Origin of the sequence: Brevundimonas sp. AAP58 (genome assembly GCF_001295975.1) — a bacterium.
In the GTDB taxonomy this organism is placed as follows: domain Bacteria; phylum Pseudomonadota; class Alphaproteobacteria; order Caulobacterales; family Caulobacteraceae; genus Brevundimonas.
In genome coordinates this window covers 1-17,016 of the sequence record NZ_LJHU01000020.1, presented here as the reverse complement: position 1 = coordinate 17,016, position 17,016 = coordinate 1, and the positions used below count along the sequence as shown (strand labels likewise).

Genomic DNA, 17,016 nt, shown 5'->3' with positions numbered 1-17,016 from the left:
GGCGGGTGCCGGGCTAAACCCGCCCGCCGATCCACCCTCTTTGCGCCAAGGCCCCGCCATGACCGACATCGCCGATATCGTCGCCCGCCAGATCCTGGACAGCCGGGGTAATCCCACGGTCGAGGTCGATGTCGTGCTCGATGACGGCTCCTTCGGTCGCGCCGCCGTGCCGTCTGGTGCCTCCACCGGCGCCCATGAGGCGGTCGAGCTGCGCGACGCCGATCCGGTCATGTGGGGCGGCAAGGGTGTCCAGAACGCGGTCGACGCCGTCAACGGCGAGATCTTCGACGCCCTGTCCGGCATGGACGCTGAGGACCAGCGCCGCATCGACGAGGCCCTGATCACCCTGGACGGCACCGAGAACAAGGGCCGCCTGGGCGCCAACGCCATCCTGGGCGTCTCGCTGGCGGTCGCCAAGGCCAGCGCCATCTCGGCCGGCCTGCCGCTCTATCGCTACGTCGGCGGTGTCTCGGCCCGCGTCCTGCCGACCCCGATGATGAACATCATCAACGGCGGAGCGCATGCCGACAATCCGATCGACATTCAGGAGTTCATGATCCTGCCGACCGGCGCCGAGACCTTCGCCGAGGGCCTGCGCATGGGCGCCGAGATCTTCCACGCCCTGAAGAAGCAGCTGAAGGACGCCGGTCACAACACCAACGTCGGCGACGAGGGCGGCTTCGCCCCCAACCTGGCCTCGGCCGAGGAGGCGCTCAGCTTCATCACTCGGGCGGGCCAGGCGGCCGGCTATCTGGCCGGCGAGGACTTCCACCTCGCGCTCGACGTCGCTGCCACCGAGTTCTTCAAGGACGGCGCCTACAACATGACTGGCGAGGGCAAGATCCTGGGCGCCGACGGCATGGTCGCCTATCTGGCCGACCTGTGCGAACGCTTCCCCATCGTCTCCATCGAGGACGGCTGTTCGGAAGACGACTTCGAGGGCTGGAAGCATCTGACCGAGGTTCTGGGCGACCGTGTCCAGATCGTCGGCGATGACCTGTTCGTCACCAATCCGGCGCGTCTGGCTGCTGGCATTGGCGAAGGTCTGGCCAACTCCATCCTGGTCAAGGTCAACCAGATCGGCACCCTGTCCGAGACGCTGGACGCCGTCGATATGGCCCACCGCGCTGGCTACACCGCCGTCATGAGCCACCGCTCGGGCGAGACGGAAGATTCGACCATCGCCGACCTGGCCGTCGCGACGAACTGCGGACAGATCAAGACCGGCTCTCTGGCCCGCTCGGACCGCACCGCCAAGTACAACCAGCTGCTGCGTATCGAGGAGATGCTGGGCGATCAGGCCAGCTACTATGGCGACGGAATGCTGCTGAAATAGGCAGCCAAGCTACCATTCCTTAGGCATTTCCGGTCACGGATGATCAACCGTGTCCCGCGCTCAGAAGGAGCGTCGCAAGTGCCCGAACGGATGAAACCGTACGCCCTGTCCGCCTTCCTGTTTCTGCTGATCGTCTACCTCGGCGTTCAGGCCCTGACGGGGGAGCGCGGTCTCCTGTCCGGCTCTGCTCGCGACGCACGGCTGGCCGCCAGCGAGGCCCAGCTCGCGTCGCTGCGGGAACAACGCGCGGACCTCGAAGTCCGCGTCCGTTACCTGAAGGCCGACAATCTCTCGCGTGATCTGCTCGAGGAACGCGCCCGCGTCGTGCTCGGTTTTTCCGATCCGCGCGACTACGTTCTCCAGGTCTCCGCGCCGCCCGCGTCCCCTGCTGCCGCCGCCCGCTCCTGAACTCTTGTTACAGCCCCAGCCGCGTGCTTTGCCTTTCGGGAACGAAGGCTGCTACAGCCCCATTCCGTAACGACAAGAAGCCTTGGGCGGACGCGTTTCGCCATGGGCTCAGCCCGGAGACGCCGGATGGCGAGAGCCGCCCAGAAGACCTCGGATTCCAAGGCTTCGGCCAAGATTCCCAACGCCCCCACGGCGACCAAGGACGAACTCCTGTCCTACTATCGGGAGATGGTCCTGATCCGCCGCTTCGAGGAGCGGGCGGGCCAGCTTTATGGCATGGGCCTGATCGGTGGCTTCTGCCATCTCTACATCGGCCAGGAAGCCGTGGCGGTGGGCGTGCAGGCCAGCGTCAAGCAGGGCCACGACAAGATCATCACCGGCTATCGCGACCACGGTCACATGCTGGCCGCGGGCATGGACCCCAAGGAAGTGATGGCCGAGCTGACCGGCCGCATTGGCGGCTCGTCCAAGGGCAAGGGCGGGTCGATGCACATGTTCGACGTGCCGACCGGCTTCTACGGCGGCCACGGCATCGTCGGCGCCCAGGTGGCGCTGGGCACAGGCCTGGCCTTCGCGGGCAAGTACCGGGGCGATGACTCGGTCGCCTTCGTCTACTTCGGCGACGGCGCGGCCAACCAGGGCCAGGTCTACGAGAGCTTCAACATGGCCCAGCTGTGGAAGCTGCCGGCGATCTACATCATCGAGAACAACCAGTACGCCATGGGCACGAGCATCGAGCGGTCGTCGTCCACGACCGAGCTCTACATGCGCGGCGCCAGCTTCGGCATCCCGGGCGAGCAGGTCGACGGCATGGACGTGCTGGCGGTGCGCGACGCCGTCCGTCGGGCCGTCGAGCGCGCGCGCAGCGGCGAGGGGCCCTTCATCCTGGAGGTGAAGACCTACCGCTACCGCGGCCACTCCATGTCCGATCCGGCCAAGTACCGCACCAAGGAAGAGGTCGACGAGGTCAAGAAGACCCGCGACCCCATCGAACACATCCGCGCCCTGCTGGACGCCGCCAAGGTCACCGAAGACGAGATCAAGGCCATCGACAACGAGATCAAGGCCATCGTCGCCGAAGCCGTCCAGTTCGCCCAGGAAAGCCCGGAGCCCGATCCGAGCGAGCTCTATACTGACGTCTATGTGGAGGTGGCCCAGTGACCGACATTCTCATGCCGGCGCTGTCGCCCACGATGGAAGAGGGCACGCTGACCAAGTGGCACGTCAAGGCGGGCGACGTGGTCAAGGCGGGCGATGTGATCGCCGAGATCGAGACCGACAAGGCGACCATGGAGGTCGAGGCTGTCGACGAGGGCGAGATCGCCGAAATCCTCGTCGCCGAGGGCTCGGAGAACGTGAAGGTCAACGCTGTCATCGCACGTCTGGCCGGTGAAGGCGGTGCCGCCGTTCCCGCCCCCAAGGCCGAGGCTCGCGCCGCCGCCGATGAGACGCCCAAGGCCGAGGCCGCGCCCACCGCTGCGCCCGCGCCCAGGGCCGAGCTCAAGGACCCGGAAATCCCCGCCGACGCCAAGCTGGTCAAGACCACCATCCGCGACGCCCTGCGCGACGCCATGGCCGAGGAAATGCGCCGCGACGAGGCTGTCTTCCTGATCGGCGAGGAGGTCGCCCAGTACCAGGGCGCTTACAAGGTCAGCCGCGAGCTGCTGCAGGAGTTCGGCGACAAGCGCGTGGTCGACACCCCGATCACCGAGCACGGCTTTGCGGGCCTCGGCGTCGGGGCGGCCATGGCGGGGCTCAAGCCCATCGTGGAGTTCATGACCTTCAACTTCGCCATGCAGGCGATCGACCACATCATCAACTCCGCCGCCAAGACGCTGTATATGTCGGGCGGCCAGATCCGGGCGCCCATCGTCTTCCGCGGCCCGAACGGTGCCGCCAGCCGGGTGGCCGCGCAGCACAGCCAGGACTATTCCGCCTGGTACGCCAATGTGCCCGGCCTGAAGGTCATCGCCCCCTATGACGCCGCCGACGCCAAGGGTCTGCTGAAGGCCGCGATTCGTGACCCCAACCCCGTCGTCTTCCTCGAGCACGAGATGATGTACGGCCTGGAGTTCGACGTCCCGGAAGGCGACTACGTTCTGCCGATCGGCAAGGCCAAGGTCCGCCGCGAAGGCACCGACGTCACCGTCACCGCCCACAGCCGCATGGTCGGCTTCGCGCTCCAGGCCGCTGAACAGCTGGCCGGGGAGGGGATATCGGTCGAGGTCGTCGATCTACGCACCCTGCGCCCGCTCGATCACGAAACGATCGTCGAAAGCGTCAAGAAGACCAATCGCCTGGTCTCGGCCGAGGAGGGCTGGGGTCCGATGGGCGTCGGCGCCGAGGTCGTGGCCCGTGTCATCGAACACGCCTTCGACTACCTCGATGCGCCGCCGCTGCGCGTCCATCAGGAAGACGTGCCGCTGCCCTATGCGGCCAACCTGGAGGCGCTGTCGCTTCCGGGCGTCGACAAGATCGTCGCGGCGGTCAAGGCGGTGATGGCGTGACCGGCGAACCCGTCGAATTTCAGATCAAGACGCCGGACAGCGTCCGGGCCGATCCGGACGCCGTCGAGCTGGTGCGCTTCTGGTGGTCCCGGGGCGAGCCGGTGATGGCGATCAAGCCGGCGTTCGAGAACCCGCGCGCCTATGGCGCGATGCTGGCGATTGCGGCTCGCAACATCGCCCACGTCTATCACCAGTCCAAGGGCGTGGATGAGGCCGAGACCTACAAGGCCGTACTGGCTGGTCTGAACGAGGCCCTGACGGGCCCCGGCTATGAAACCGTCGCCGAAGCCAAGTCCGGGAGCGCGCAATGACCGACATTCTGATGCCCGCCCTGTCGCCCACGATGGAAGAGGGGGTTCTGGCCAAGTGGCACGTCAAGGTCGGTGACACGGTCAAGGCTGGCGACGTCATCGCCGAGATCGAGACCGACAAGGCGACCATGGAGGTCGAGGCCGTCGACGAGGGGGAGGTTCTCGAGATTCTGGTCGCCGAGGGCTCCGAGAACGTGAAGGTTAACACGCCCATCGCGCGTCTGGCCGGTGACAATGCCGCGCCCGCGCCCAAGGCGGCTCCGAAGGCCGAAGAGTCCAGGCCGGGCCCGGCCGGTCACGAGAGCCGGGACAGCGTCGCCACGCCCGAGGGCGGCAAGCCCGCTGCCGAGGGCCTCGCGCCGATCGCGAAATCCGACGCTGGCTCGACCTCCGGCGACCGCATCTTCGCTTCACCCCTGGCCCGCCGTCTGGCTAAGGAAGCGGGTCTGGACTTGAAGACGGTCAAGGGCACGGGCCCGCGCGGCCGCATCGTCAAGGCCGACGTCGAGGCCGCCGGCAAGGGGGCTCCGACCGTCTCGACCACCGCGCCAGCCGCATCGGCCTCCACAGCCGAGCCGCGCAAGGTTCAGTCCCTCGCCCAGATGGGCATTCCAGACGGCAGCTACGACCTCGTCCCGCTGGACGGCATGAGGAAGGCCATCGCCCGGCGCATGGTCGACAGCTTCCGCGACATTCCGCACTTCCCCCTGACCATCGACTGCGAGATCGACGGCCTGATGGCGGTGCGGGCCAAGGTCAACGCCATGCTGGAGCCGCAGGGCATCAAGGTCTCGGTCAACGACTTCGTTATCAAGGCCGCCGCGCTCGCCTTGAAGGCCGTGCCGGAGGCCAACGCCAGCTACTCGCCAGAAGGCCTGGCGATGCACCACCACGCCGACATCGCCATGGCGGTGGCCATCGAGGGCGGCCTGATCACCCCGATCATCCGCAAGGCCGAGACCAAGTCCCTGTCGCAGATCGCGACCGAGGCCAAGGACCTGGCCAAGCGCGCCCGTGACCGCAAACTGAAGCCCGAGGAGTTCCAGGGCGGCACCTTCAGTGTCTCCAACCTCGGCATGTTCGGCATCAAGGCCTTCGCCTCGATTATCAACGAGCCGCAGGGCGCGATCATGAGCGTGGGCGCGGGCGAGCAGAGGCCGGTCGTCAAGAACGGCCAGCTGGCCGTCGCGACGGTGATGACTGTCACCCTGACCTGCGATCACCGCGTGGTCGACGGCGCGACGGGCGCGCGGTTCCTGCAGGCCTTCAAGCCGCTGATCGAAGACCCCGTCACGATGCTGGCCTAGGCCATGACCACGGTCTTCGACTTCACCGCGACCGGCATCGACGGGACCGAGGTTCCGCTGGACCAGTTTCGTGGACAGGCCCTGCTGATCGTTAACACCGCGTCCCGCTGCGGCTTCACCGGCCAATACGCTGGTCTCGAGGCCTTGCATGAAGCCTATGCTGATCGAGGGTTTCAGGTGCTCGGCTTTCCCTGCAACCAGTTCGGGGGGCAGGAGCCGGGCAGGGCGGCGGAGATCGCGGCCTTTTGCTCCTCGACCTACGGCGTGAAGTTTCCGCTGTTTGACAAGATCGAGGTCAACGGACCAGGCCGCCACCCGCTCTACGCCTGGCTGACCGAGCAGAAGAAGGGCTTCCTCGGCAGCCGCGACATCAAATGGAACTTCACCAAGTTCCTGACGGACCGGGAGGGCCGGGTGGTCGCCCGCTACGCGCCCCAGGTCGAACCGTCGGCCATTGAGCCGGAGATCGAACGACTCCTATAGTCAAGGTGGACGCCACCGCGGGGGAGGGGATGTCGACTGGAGCTGCCGGATCGCCCGATTGCCCCGCTTGCCGGTTACCTCTGCGCGGGCGCTTCTGCCATGACTGCGGTCAGGACACGACAATCCGGGTTCGCCCACTGCGCGAGATCGCGGATCAGGCGTTTTCCGAGATCACGAATCTAGACGGGAAGGCGGCCCGCACGGTCGCTACTCTGGCGGTTCGTCCGGGACAGCTACTTGAAGCCTACCGCGACGGAGCGAGCGGGAGATATGCCACGCCCTTGAAGATGTTCGTCATGATGACGGCGCTGTTCCTGTCCGTGCTGAACTTCACCGATGTGCAGATCTACCAGAATATCTGGACGTTGACTCCGGGCGTTCCGGCTGTGGCCACGGCCGATCCCGACGGGGTCACCGTGCATATCACCGGGGGACAGAACCGCGACCTCTGGATGGAACGACGCGTCGAACCCCAGGTCGATCCAAGGATCTATCCCGCCCTGTCCGAAGCTGCTGCCCGGGCAACCACCGAAGCCGACCGTCAAAATCTCCTGTATGAGGCGACGATCGCACGCGAACAGCCGGTCGTGACCGAGCGTCTCTCGACCTGGCTGTCAAATGCCGTATGGCTGATGATGCCGCTCTATGCCCTCCTGCTGGTGCCGCTCTTTGGACGACGGCTGCTCATGGAGCACATGGCATTCGCCATGTGGGCCCATGCGATGGCTTTCGCGTTGTTGCTGCTGCTGGCGCTGGCCAATCGACTTTGGGGTGGCCTGCCGGCCTGGCCTCTTCTGATCCCCTATCTGATCTATTTCACGCTCGCCGCATCGAGGTTCTACGGCGTATCACCCCTGGGCGCGACCTGGCGGAGCGTCGTCCACATCACCCTCTATGTGATCCTGGTGTTGCTGCCGGCTGCGGCGGTCGCGACCTTTGTCGGCACGGACTTCGGGGCGTTCATGGAGTTCATGCGCGCGTGACGCCTGACATTTGGTTTCTGCAGGGAAATCAGCTGTGGCGGGTTAAGCCGAGCCGGCGCTAAGACGACCCTTGAACCGGGAAACTTGTCATGGCTGACACCTTCGACCTCATCGTCATCGGCTCGGGCCCGGGCGGCTACGTGGCCGCCATCCGCGCCAGCCAGCTGGGCCAGAAGGTCGCGATCGTCGAGCGGGAACTGCTGGGTGGCATCTGCCTGAACTGGGGCTGCATCCCCACCAAGGCGCTGCTGAAGTCCGGCGAGAAGTACGAGAGCCTCAGCCACCTCAAGGACTACGGCCTGTCGGCGGAGAAGGTCGGCTTCGACTTCGAGGCCATCATCGCCCGCTCGCGCGGCGTCGCGAAACAGCTGAACTCTGGCGTCGGCTTCCTGATGAAGAAGCACAAGATCGAGGTGATTGAGGGCAGCGCGAAACTGGAGAAGGGCTCGGCCGCGCCTAAGGTTGTCGTCGCCCTCAAGGCTGGCGGCTCGCGGACGCTGGAGGCCAAGGCGATCATCCTAGCGGTCGGCGCGCGCGCCCGTGCGCTTCCGCAGATCGGGCTCGAGGCCGACGGCGACCGGATCTGGGCCTATCGCGAGGCCATGACGCCCAAGTTCCTGCCCAAATCAATCGTTGTCATCGGCTCGGGTGCCATCGGCATCGAGTTCGGCAGCTTCTACCGCGCGCTCGGCGTCGATGTGACGGTCGTCGAGGCCCTGCCGCGCATCCTCCCGGTCGAGGACGAGGAAGTCTCGGCCGCCGCCCGGAAATCCTTCGAGAAACGCGGCATGACGTTCCGCGTCGGCGCCAAGGTCACCAAGGTCACCAAGTCGAAGACCGGCGTCCAGGTCGCCATCGAGGCCAACGGAAAGCCCGAGACCCTCGAAGCGGACGTCTGCATCTCGGCCGTCGGCATCACCGCCAACACCGACGGCATCGGGCTGGAGGCGCTGGGCGTCGAGATGGAGCGGGGCCACATCAAGATCGACGGCCACTGCCAGACCAATGTGAAGGGCCTCTACGCCATCGGCGACTGCGCCGGCGCGCCCTGGCTGGCGCACAAGGCCTCCCACGAGGGTATCCACGCCGCCGAATATATCGCCGGTTTCAAGACGCCCCACCTCAGCAGCCCCATCGCCGGCTGTACCTATTCCCAGCCCCAGATCGCCTCGGTCGGCGTCACCGAGCAGGGTGCCAAGGAAGCGGGCCGCGCCGTCAAGGTTGGTCGCTTCCCCTTCAAGGTGAACGGCAAGGCCATCGCGTCCGGCGAGACAGACGGCTTCGTCAAGACCATCTTCGACGCCCAGACCGGCGCCCTGATCGGCGCTCACATGATCGGCGCCGAGGTCACCGAGATGATCCAGGGCTACGTCACCGCCATCACGCTGGAGGCGACGGAAGAAGAGATGCACGGCATCGTCTATCCGCACCCGACCATGTCGGAGGCCATGCACGAGGCCTCGCTCGACGCCTGGCAGCGCGTCCTGCACATCTGATGCGATACCGTCTCCGCCGCTCATCCCCGCGAAAGCGGGGACCCAGTCCTTTGGGCGACCACTGCCGACGGCCAGGTGGCAATGGCAATCCCCGACGCTTTGCCTCACTCAAGATCTGGGTCCCCGCTTTCGCGGGGATGAGCGGAAAAGAGGGTCAGGCCCCTTCGACCACTACGGCGGTGCCGTAGGCCAGGACCTCGGTCACGCCCGGCATGATCTCGTTGGACTCATAGCGGATCGCCAGCACCGCGTTCCCCCCGGCCGCCCGCGCGTGTTCCAGCAACAGCTCGAACGCCTCCTGCCGCCCGGCTTCGGCCAGCTTCACATAGGCGCCAACGCGGCCGCCGATCATCGACTGCACCCCGCCGATGGCGTCGGACACCAGGTTTCTCGACCGCACGGTCACGCCCCGCACCACGCCGATATGGCGCACGATGCGATGGCCGTGGATGTCGTTGGTCGTGGAGGTCAGCATGGGGAGGGCTCCTGATCTCAGCGGCGGTCCAGAACGCGCAAGACGAAGGGGTGGTCGTCCTTCTCCCCCGCATCATGCCGTTCGTTCGCCGTCTCGACAAACAGGCTTTCGTCGAAGCCCGGGAACCAGGCGTCGCCCTCCGGTTCGGCTTCGACCTCGGTGAGGTAGAGCCGCTTCGCGCGCGGCAGGGTCAGCTCGAACAGGGCCACGCCGCCGATCACGCAGACCTCGTCTACGCCGTCCTCGACCGCCTGCTCGCGTGCGATCTCGATGGCCTCGTCGAACCGGGTAACGGGCACCGCCCCCTTCGGCTCGAAGGACTCGTCCCTCGACAGCACCAGGTTCAGCCGGCCGGGCAGGGGCTTGAGCGGCAGGCTCTCCCACGTCTTGCGCCCCATGATGCAGGGCTTGCCCAGCGTGATCGCCTTGAACCGCTGCAGGTCCGACCGCAGCCGCCAGGGCAGATCGCCGTCCCGGCCGATCACGCCGTTCCTGCCGCGCGCGACGACGATGGCGATGTGGGGGAGGGTCATCCTAGACCGCGACCGCCGCCTTGATGTGCGGATGAGCCTCGTAGCCGCTCAGCACGAAGTCCTCGCGTTCGAAGGCGAACAGGTCACCGCGCGGCGCGATCGTGATTGTCGGCAAGGGCAGAGGCTGGCGTGTCAGTTGCAGCTCCGCCTGCTCGACGTGGTTCAAGTACAGGTGGGCGTCGCCGAAGGTGTGGATGAACTCGCCGGGCTTCAGGCCCGTCACCTCGGCCACCATGTGCGTCAGGAGCGCATAGGAGGCGATGTTGAACGGCACGCCCAGGAAGACATCGGCCGAGCGCTGATATAGCTGGCAGCTCAGCTTGCCGTCCGCCACGAAGAACTGGAACAGGCAATGACAGGGCGGCAGGGCCATGTCCTCGATGTCGGCCGGATTCCAGGCGGACACGATATGGCGGCGGCTGTTGGGGTTGGTCTTCAGGTTTTCGACCAGCTTCTGGATCTGGTCGATCGACTGGCCGTTCGGCGCGGCCCACGACCGCCACTGCTTGCCATAGACGGGCCCCAGCTCGCCTTCGACATCGGCCCACTCGTCCCAGATGCTGACGCCGTTCTCCTTGAGCCAGCGGATGTTGGTCTCGCCGCGCAGGAACCACAGCAGCTCCACGATGATGGAGCGCAGATGCAGCTTCTTGGTCGTCAGCAGGGGAAAACCCTTCGACAGGTCGAACCGCATCTGACGGCCGAATACGCCGAGCGTCCCGGTGCCCGTCCTGTCATCCCGCCGCGCCCCGTTCTCCAGGATGTCGCGCAGCAGGTGCAGATACTGCCATTCAGGGTGATCGGCGGGCGCGGCGGCCTGGGCTCCGGTGCGGTCCTGAAGATCGGCGAGGGCAGCGAGCGCGTTCATTCGCGGACGTTCCCGCGATTCGGCCCCCGAATCATCCCAGCCAGCCGAGTCGCTCCACAGCAAGACGACAGCTATCCCCCGAACCCGCCGCCATCCAGAAACGCCTGCTCCTCAATTGTCGTCTCCCGCCCGAGCGCTGCGTTGCGATGCGGGAACCGCCCGAAGCGGACGATGATGTCCCGATGGATGTGGGCGAACTTCAGCGTATCGGGCATGTCGGCCACCAGCGGCAAAAGGGCGTCCTGATCCGCCAGCGTCTCGGAATGCATCAGGGGCATCAGCAGGAACTGCCGCAGCTCCGGCCCAAACGCCGCCGGATAGGCCGCAGCGATCCCCTCCTTGCAGAAGCGCCGCGCCAGCGGGTCCGTCGCAAACTGATGCGCCGAGCCCCGGAAGATGTTCCTCGGAACCTGATCCAGCAGGATCAGCAGAGCCAGCGCCCCCTCCGCCGTCGCCATCCATCCGTCCTGCTCGCGCCGCGCGGCCGCGAAGTGAGCCTCGCCCAGGGTGTCCCTGACCAGGGCGTCGAATCCATCGGACTTCTTGTACCAGCGCCCGGGCCCCGCCTCTTTCCAGAAGCCGACAACGTCCGATGGCGCTAGAAGGGCGGTCATGAGCCAGACCCTAGCGCCCGCCCCCCTGCCTGTCTTCAAGGACAAGGACTGCGACCTCTCCATCATCCGGGGCAAGCGCGTCGCCGTCATCGGCTATGGCAGCCAGGGCCGCACCCATGCGCTGAACCTGCGCGACAGCGGCGTCGCCGACATCGTCGTCGGCCTGAAGCCCGGCTCGCCGACCCGCGCGAAGGCCGAGGCTGACGGCTTCACCCTCCTGACCGCCGGCGAGGCGACATCGCAAGCCGACGTGGTCGCCGTCATGGTCTCCGACGAGGCTCACCGCGACCTGTGGGCGAACGAGATCGAGCCGAACATCCGAAGCAACGCCGCCCTCATCTTCGCCCACGGCCTGTCCGTGCGATTCGGTCTGGTCCAGCCGCGCGCAGACCTCGACGTCATCCTCGCCTCGCCCAAGGGCATCGGCCCGCGCATCCGCGACCTCTACGAGGCCGGGGAGGGGGTATTCTGCCTGTTCGGCGTGCATCAGGACGCGACCGGCGCCGCCCACGCGCTTGGCCTGTCCTACGCTGCCGCGCTGGGCTGCGGCCGCAAGGGCATCCTGGAGACCACCTTCGCCGCCGAGTGCGAGAGCGATCTGTTCGGCGAGCAGGTGGTCCTGTGCGGTGGCGTCGCCGAGCTGATCGACGCGGCCTTCATGAAGCTGGTGAACGCCGGCTATCCGCCTGAGGTCGCCTGGTTCGAATGCTTCTACGAGGTCAAGCTGGTCACCGATCTGATGTTCGAGCGGGGCGTGGCCGGAGCCTTCGCGAAGATCTCCAACACCGCTGAATACGGGGCCTATCTGACCGGCCCGCGCGTCATAGGCGCGGCGTCCCGGGCGGCGATGGACGAGGTGCTGGGCGACGTCCGGGACGGGTCCTTCGTGCGCCGCCTCATGGCCGACTACGACGCGGGGTCTCCGGAGCTTCTCAAACGTCGCGAGGCTCTGTCAGACCGTACGATCGAGCGCGTCGGACGCAGGCTCAAGGAAATCGGGTCGCGTTAGATGCTGACATGACGGTCGGGAACCGCCGGTAATCCATGGTCGGAGTGGCAGGATTCGAACCTGCGACCCCTGCGTCCCGAACGCAGTGCTCTACCAGACTGAGCCACACTCCGACTTGGAGGCGGGCTTATAGCGACGGGGTCACAGGCCCGCAAGCGCCGTTCTGAACCCCGCGAAAATTGTCCGCAGAGCGGGTGTTGCATCGCCCCGGGGCATGGCGTATCTGACCGCCCTCCCGGCCGGACTGGTCCGGGCTACGCCGGTCCTGCTGGGGAATGGTGTAATGGTAACACTCCGGTTTTTGGTACCGTCATTCTAGGTTCGAGTCCTAGTTCCCCAGCCACCGCCCCCTGAGCCCGCAACGACGTCTCGGACATGCGCCCCACGCCTCGCTAGCGCGGATCGTTAACGTTTTCGTCCATGTCGGCGAACCAAATGCCTTTGCCCGCGTTCGCTGTGTTCGGTAACCGACACAACGACGTCGATCGGGCCGGGGGATGCGCTTTTTTGGTTGAGGAACTGTCCGATCTTCGGGTCATGATCGTCGAAGACCAGGCCATCCTGGCGATGGAACTCGAGCTCGTCCTGAACGACCTCGGCTGCGACGTCATCGGCAGCGCCATGGACCAGGCGGGGGCCTTGGCCGTGGCCGATCGGGAGCGCCCCGCCCTCGCTCTGGTCGACGTCAACCTGCTGGACGGAGTGACCGGGCCGCTGATCGCCCAGCGCCTGGTCGCGGACTACGGCACGACGGTGGTGTTCCTCACCGCCAATCCGGAGCAGATACCGGAAGGCTTCGCAGGCGCGCTCGGGGCGGTTTGCAAGCCCTTCGACGCACAGACCATCAAGGCCGTCGTCGCCTTCGCCGAGCAGTTCATCCTGCATCGGACGGTGGGTCAGCCGCCCCGCCGGTTTCGTCTCGCGCCCTGGCTGACCACGCCGCCCGCCGACCTTGCGCCGCACTCAGGCTAACCCGCCTCCCAGCTGGAGACCCGGTGAGACGGGCGGCCCGCCGGCCGGATCAAGGTCCAGCTGCATCAGATGGACGTCCAGCCAGCGATCGAACTTCCAGCCGACCTGGGCGTATCGACCGGCTGGCTTGAACCCCATCCGTTCATGCAGGCCGATTGAGGCACCGCTGGTGGCGCTGTCGCTGATCGCGGCGATCAGATGGCGCAGGCCCATCGTGCGGACCCGCTCGATCAGCGCCGTCAGCAGGGCGGTGGCCACGCCGCGCCCCCGCGCCGCCTCCTCGACGTAGATCGAGACCTCCACGCCATAGCGATAGGCCGGGCGCGGCCGGAACGGCGAGGCGTAGGCATAGCCCGCGAACCCCGTGTCGATCTCCGCGACCAGCCACGGCAGGCCCTTGGCGGCCACTGCCTCGAACCGCGCCGTCATCTCCGCCAGCGATGGCGGCTCCAGCTCGAACGTCGCCGTCCCGCCCAGTACCTCCCGGCCATACAGCGCCGTGATGGCGGGCAGGTCGCCGGGGGCGGCGTCGCGGATCACCCCCGCTCCCAGCCCCGCTCGATGGCCCAGACGGCGAAGGCGTAGTCGTGGGCGACCTCCTTCAGATAGTCGAACCGACCCGACGCCCCGCCGTGTCCCGCCTCCATGTTGATCTTCAGCAGCACCGGATTGCCCGATGTCGTGGCCGGCCGCAGCTTGGCCACCCACTTCTGCGGCTCCCAATAGGTCACGCGCGGATCGGACAGGCCCCCCGTCGCAAGGATCGCCGGATAGGCCCGCGGAGCCACCTGATCATAGGGGCTGTAGCTCATCATATAGTCGTAGGCTTCGGGATCCTCGAGTGGATTGCCCCATTCGGGCCATTCGGGCGGCGTCAGCGGCAGGCTGGTGTCCGACATGGTGTTGATCACGTCCACGAACGGCACCTGGCCGATCACCCCGGCCCACAGTTCTGGCCGCATGTTGGCAACGGCCCCCATCAGCAGGCCCCCGGCCGACCCGCCTTGGGCCACGATGTTGCCGGCGCGGGTATAGTTGCGCGAAATCAGGTGGTCGGCGGCGGCGGTGAAGTCGGTGAAGGTGTTCTTCTTCTTGAACTTCCGCCCATCCAGGAACCAGCCCCAGCCCTTGTCCGATCCGCCGCGGATGTGGGCGATGGCGTAGATCCAGCCGCGATCCACCAGCGACAGCCGTCCGGTCGAGAAGCTCGCCGCCATTGGGATGCCGTAGGAGCCATAGCCGTAGAGCAGCAGCGGCGCGGACCCATCGACCGGCGTCGTCCGCCGCCGCAGCACCGTCACCGGCACCAGCTGCCCGTCCTCGGCCGGGGCGTTCAGCCGCTCCACGACATAGTCGGCGGGATCGTGGCCCGACGGCACCTCCTGCACCTTCCGGAGCGTCCGCTCTTGCGTGGCCAGGTCGTAGTCATAGGTCGACGTCGGCGTGGACGGCGAGTTGTAGCCGTAGCGCATCGTCGTCGTCTCGAACTCCGACGCCCCCGCCAGCGACAGGGCATAGGCGGGCTCATCGACCGCGATCTCGTGCTCGGCACCTGCGCGGTCGCGGATGACGATCCTGGTGTTGGCGTCGGCGCGTTCCTGACGGGCGAGGAAGTCCTTCACCAGGGCCACGCCCTCGATGAAGCGGCCGGGCGTATGGGGCACCAGGTCGGTCCAGGCGTCGCGGTCGGGAGCGTCGGTCGGGGCCTCCACGATCTTGAAGTCGATGGCGTCGTCGGCGTTGGTCCGGATCACCCAGCGGTCGCCCCAGTGATCGGCGTCGTAGCGCTGGGCCACGATCCGCTCGGCCAGCACGCGCGGCTCCGAGGTCGGGGCATCGGCCGGGATGTAGCGCGCCTCCGACGTCTCCTGGTTCTGGATGCCGATGAGAATGAACTGGTCGTCCGAGCTGCGCTCGACGCCAATGAACATGCCCTCGTCCTCCTCCTCATAGACCAGGGTGGTCTCGCCGCCCCGCGACGGACGGCGGAAGATCTTGTCCGGTCGGCCGTTCTCATTGCGGTTGGTCCAGAAAATCCACTGGCTACAAGGCGAGAAGGTGAAGTTGCCGTTCGCCGACTGGATCGGATCGGGCAGGACCTCGCCGGTGACCAGGTCGCGCACATAGATCTGATGCACTTCCGAGCCCTGGGCATCCTCGGCATAGGCGAACAGAGTGTGGTCCGGGCTGTGCCCCGCCGCCGAGACTTCGGAATAGGCCTTGCCTTCGGCAAGCGCATTGGCGTCCAGCAGAACGGTCTCGGCCCCGCCGCCGCGCGGCCGGCGGCAATGGAGCGGATGCTGATCGCCGGTGTCGTAGCGGACGTAATATTCCCACGGACCGTCTGGCGAAGGCACGGAGCTGTCGTCTTCCTTGATGCGGCCCCGCATCTCCTGGAACATCTGCTCCTGCAGCGGCAGGGTCGAGGCCATCATGGCCTCTCGATAGGCGTTCTCGGCCTCCAGGTGCTCCTTCACGTCTGCCTTGATCAGGGTCGGGTCGCGCAGGACCGCCTGCCAGTTGTCGTCCTTCATCCACTGATAGTCGTCGGTCCGGGTTCGCCCCAGCTGGGTGATGGTGACCGGGATCTTCTTGGCGACGGGCGGGGTGGGCGACATCTGGGCTCCGGGGCGGGCGAGGGCGGGGGAGGCGGCGGCAGTCAACGCGGCTGCGGCGGTCGAGGCGACGAATTCGCGGCGGTTCATGGCAGGCATCCCTCTAGGCTGGACGCGCAAGGTGTGCGACCGGGAAAGGGTCGTCAAACGCTTCGTCTGCCCGAGCACGCATGATCCAGGTTCCGCCCGCCGACGTTCCGCCTCCGGTCGCGCCGCCGGTCTGGGACCTGACCGTGGGGCTGATCGAGGCGACGGTGCAGCTGGACCAGCCGTCTGGACCCGACACCCGCACGGTCGGAACCGGCTTCCTGATCCAGGCGGAGCGCCCGGACGGCAGCCCCCGCATCGTGCTGGTCACAGCCGCCCACGTTCTGGAGCGCATGGAGGATCCCGACGCCCGCATCGGCTGGCGCACCGCCCTGCCCGACGGCAGCTGGCGCTTCGCCCCCGAGCCCCTGACCATCCGCGACGACGCGGGCGAACCCCTGTGGACCCGCCACCCGGACCGCGACGTGGCCGTCATGGAGATTCAGGCACCGGATGCCTTCGCCCGCGCCGCCATTCCCTTGGGCTGGCTGGCGGACCGCAACGCCTTCGAGGCCTGGCAGGTAGGGCCGGGCGACGAGCTCTTGTCGCTGGGCTTTCCGCGCGGCCTGTCGGCCAACCGGGCGGGGTTTCCGATCTTGAGGGTGGGACGGATCGCCAGCTACCCGTTGTCGCCGGTCGAGGCATTCCCGACCTTCCTGCTCGATTTCACCGTCTTTCCCGGCAACTCCGGCGGCCCGGTGTTCTGGACGCCGAGCGCCAGGAAACGTCCCGGAACGACCGAGCCCGACAACGCCTTCATCGCCGGCCTGCTGAGCCAGGAAGTACGGGTGGGCGAGGATCAACTGGACATCGGCGTGGTCACCCACGCCGTCTTCATCCGCGAGGCGATCAGCCAACTCGACCCTCTCCCATAGGGAGAGGGCTTGAGCGCACGGCGCGAAGCGTCGTCCTTGCGCGAAAGGGTGAGGGGATCAGCTCTCACCGACTCGCACCCTAACCCCTCACCCTTTCGGCTTGCGGATCGCTACGCTCTCCGAGCCTCAAGCCCTCT

The 17,016-nt window shown here is 66.8% G+C and carries 18 protein-coding genes and 2 tRNA genes; 13 read left to right on the top strand and 7 right to left on the bottom strand.

All coding sequences use genetic code 11. The features are described from left to right. The first annotated feature begins 58 nt into the window (after window positions 1-58). From eno to lpdA, 9 genes are all read left to right on the top strand, one after another. Window positions 59-1,336: a phosphopyruvate hydratase gene (eno, locus tag IP78_RS03550; protein ID WP_054110337.1), complete on the top strand. Its 1,278-nt coding sequence runs from the start codon at window positions 59-61 to the stop codon at window positions 1,334-1,336. A 90-nt stretch (window positions 1,337-1,426) separates the two neighbouring features. Continuing rightward, window positions 1,427-1,744, top strand: a complete 318-nt coding sequence (locus IP78_RS03545) for a septum formation initiator family protein (RefSeq protein WP_082384825.1) — start codon at window positions 1,427-1,429, stop codon at window positions 1,742-1,744. Between the two features lie 126 nt (window positions 1,745-1,870). Then, on the top strand, window positions 1,871-2,905 hold the full coding sequence (gene pdhA / locus IP78_RS03540) for a pyruvate dehydrogenase (acetyl-transferring) E1 component subunit alpha (RefSeq protein ID WP_054110335.1): 1,035 nt from the start codon (window positions 1,871-1,873) through the stop codon (window positions 2,903-2,905). After that, entirely contained in the window at window positions 2,902-4,251 is a 1,350-nt protein-coding gene (locus IP78_RS03535) for a pyruvate dehydrogenase complex E1 component subunit beta (RefSeq protein ID WP_054110334.1), read from the top strand. Before pdhA ends, IP78_RS03535 begins: the two co-directional genes overlap by 4 nt. Further along, complete coding sequence (locus IP78_RS03530) at window positions 4,248-4,562, top strand: DUF5076 domain-containing protein (RefSeq protein ID WP_054110333.1); 315 nt, start codon at window positions 4,248-4,250, stop codon at window positions 4,560-4,562. Before IP78_RS03535 ends, IP78_RS03530 begins: the two co-directional genes overlap by 4 nt. Then, on the top strand, window positions 4,559-5,869 hold the full coding sequence (locus IP78_RS03525; protein WP_054110332.1) for a pyruvate dehydrogenase complex dihydrolipoamide acetyltransferase: 1,311 nt from the start codon (window positions 4,559-4,561) through the stop codon (window positions 5,867-5,869). The genes IP78_RS03530 and IP78_RS03525 overlap by 4 nt, the downstream gene beginning before the upstream one ends. A gap of 3 nt (window positions 5,870-5,872) precedes the next feature. Beyond that, window positions 5,873-6,352, top strand: a complete 480-nt coding sequence (locus tag IP78_RS03520; RefSeq protein ID WP_054110331.1) for a glutathione peroxidase — start codon at window positions 5,873-5,875, stop codon at window positions 6,350-6,352. 5 nt (window positions 6,353-6,357) lie between these two features. Then, window positions 6,358-7,335 (top strand): DUF3667 domain-containing protein, encoded by a 978-nt coding sequence (locus IP78_RS03515; RefSeq protein ID WP_156320266.1) that lies wholly within the window; start codon window positions 6,358-6,360, stop codon window positions 7,333-7,335. Between the two features lie 89 nt (window positions 7,336-7,424). Next, the gene (gene lpdA / locus IP78_RS03510; RefSeq protein ID WP_054110329.1) at window positions 7,425-8,831 is read left to right on the top strand and encodes a dihydrolipoyl dehydrogenase; all 1,407 of its coding nucleotides are present in this window, start codon (window positions 7,425-7,427) and stop codon (window positions 8,829-8,831) included. A 154-nt stretch (window positions 8,832-8,985) separates the two neighbouring features. On the opposite strand, the gene IP78_RS03505 is transcribed toward lpdA, so the two are convergent. From IP78_RS03505 to IP78_RS03490, 4 genes are all read right to left on the bottom strand, one after another. Then, window positions 8,986-9,306: a YbjQ family protein gene (locus tag IP78_RS03505; protein WP_054110328.1), complete on the bottom strand. Its 321-nt coding sequence runs from the start codon at window positions 9,304-9,306 to the stop codon at window positions 8,986-8,988. 17 nt (window positions 9,307-9,323) lie between these two features. Continuing rightward, a complete protein-coding gene (locus IP78_RS03500) occupies window positions 9,324-9,839 on the bottom strand; it encodes a dihydrofolate reductase (RefSeq protein ID WP_054110327.1) in 516 nt (171 codons plus the stop codon). Window position 9,840: 1 nt separating this feature from the next. Continuing rightward, window positions 9,841-10,707 carry a thymidylate synthase gene (locus IP78_RS03495; RefSeq protein ID WP_082384823.1) on the bottom strand — a complete coding sequence of 289 codons (867 nt, stop codon included), beginning with the start codon at window positions 10,705-10,707 and terminating at the stop codon, window positions 9,841-9,843. A gap of 71 nt (window positions 10,708-10,778) precedes the next feature. Further along, the gene (locus IP78_RS03490) at window positions 10,779-11,321 is read right to left on the bottom strand and encodes a DUF924 family protein (protein ID WP_054110326.1); all 543 of its coding nucleotides are present in this window, start codon (window positions 11,319-11,321) and stop codon (window positions 10,779-10,781) included. Between IP78_RS03490 and ilvC the strand changes: the two genes are divergently transcribed. Further along, window positions 11,320-12,330 carry a ketol-acid reductoisomerase gene (ilvC, locus tag IP78_RS03485; protein WP_054110325.1) on the top strand — a complete coding sequence of 337 codons (1,011 nt, stop codon included), beginning with the start codon at window positions 11,320-11,322 and terminating at the stop codon, window positions 12,328-12,330. The two genes, IP78_RS03490 and ilvC, sit on opposite strands and share 2 nt — an antisense overlap. A 36-nt stretch (window positions 12,331-12,366) precedes the next feature. On the opposite strand, the gene IP78_RS03480 is transcribed toward ilvC, so the two are convergent. Further along, a tRNA-Pro gene (locus IP78_RS03480) sits at window positions 12,367-12,443 on the bottom strand. A 156-nt stretch (window positions 12,444-12,599) separates the two neighbouring features. Here IP78_RS03480 and IP78_RS03475 point away from each other — a divergent pair. Both IP78_RS03475 and IP78_RS03470 read left to right on the top strand, forming a co-directional pair. Further along, window positions 12,600-12,673, top strand: a tRNA-Gln gene (locus IP78_RS03475). 194 nt (window positions 12,674-12,867) lie between these two features. After that, window positions 12,868-13,302, top strand: a complete 435-nt coding sequence (locus tag IP78_RS03470) for a response regulator (protein ID WP_197272361.1) — start codon at window positions 12,868-12,870, stop codon at window positions 13,300-13,302. Here IP78_RS03470 and IP78_RS03465 read toward each other — a convergent pair. Both IP78_RS03465 and IP78_RS03460 read right to left on the bottom strand, forming a co-directional pair. Beyond that, window positions 13,294-13,842: a GNAT family N-acetyltransferase gene (locus IP78_RS03465; RefSeq protein ID WP_082384821.1), complete on the bottom strand. Its 549-nt coding sequence runs from the start codon at window positions 13,840-13,842 to the stop codon at window positions 13,294-13,296. The two genes, IP78_RS03470 and IP78_RS03465, sit on opposite strands and share 9 nt — an antisense overlap. Beyond that, window positions 13,839-16,007 carry a S9 family peptidase gene (locus tag IP78_RS03460; protein ID WP_054110323.1) on the bottom strand — a complete coding sequence of 723 codons (2,169 nt, stop codon included), beginning with the start codon at window positions 16,005-16,007 and terminating at the stop codon, window positions 13,839-13,841. The genes IP78_RS03465 and IP78_RS03460 overlap by 4 nt, the downstream gene beginning before the upstream one ends. Window positions 16,008-16,087: 80 nt before the next feature. On the opposite strand from IP78_RS03460, the gene IP78_RS03455 reads away from it, so the two are divergent. Then, window positions 16,088-16,879 carry a serine protease gene (locus IP78_RS03455; RefSeq protein WP_054110322.1) on the top strand — a complete coding sequence of 264 codons (792 nt, stop codon included), beginning with the start codon at window positions 16,088-16,090 and terminating at the stop codon, window positions 16,877-16,879. The last annotated feature ends 137 nt before the right edge of the window (window positions 16,880-17,016 follow it).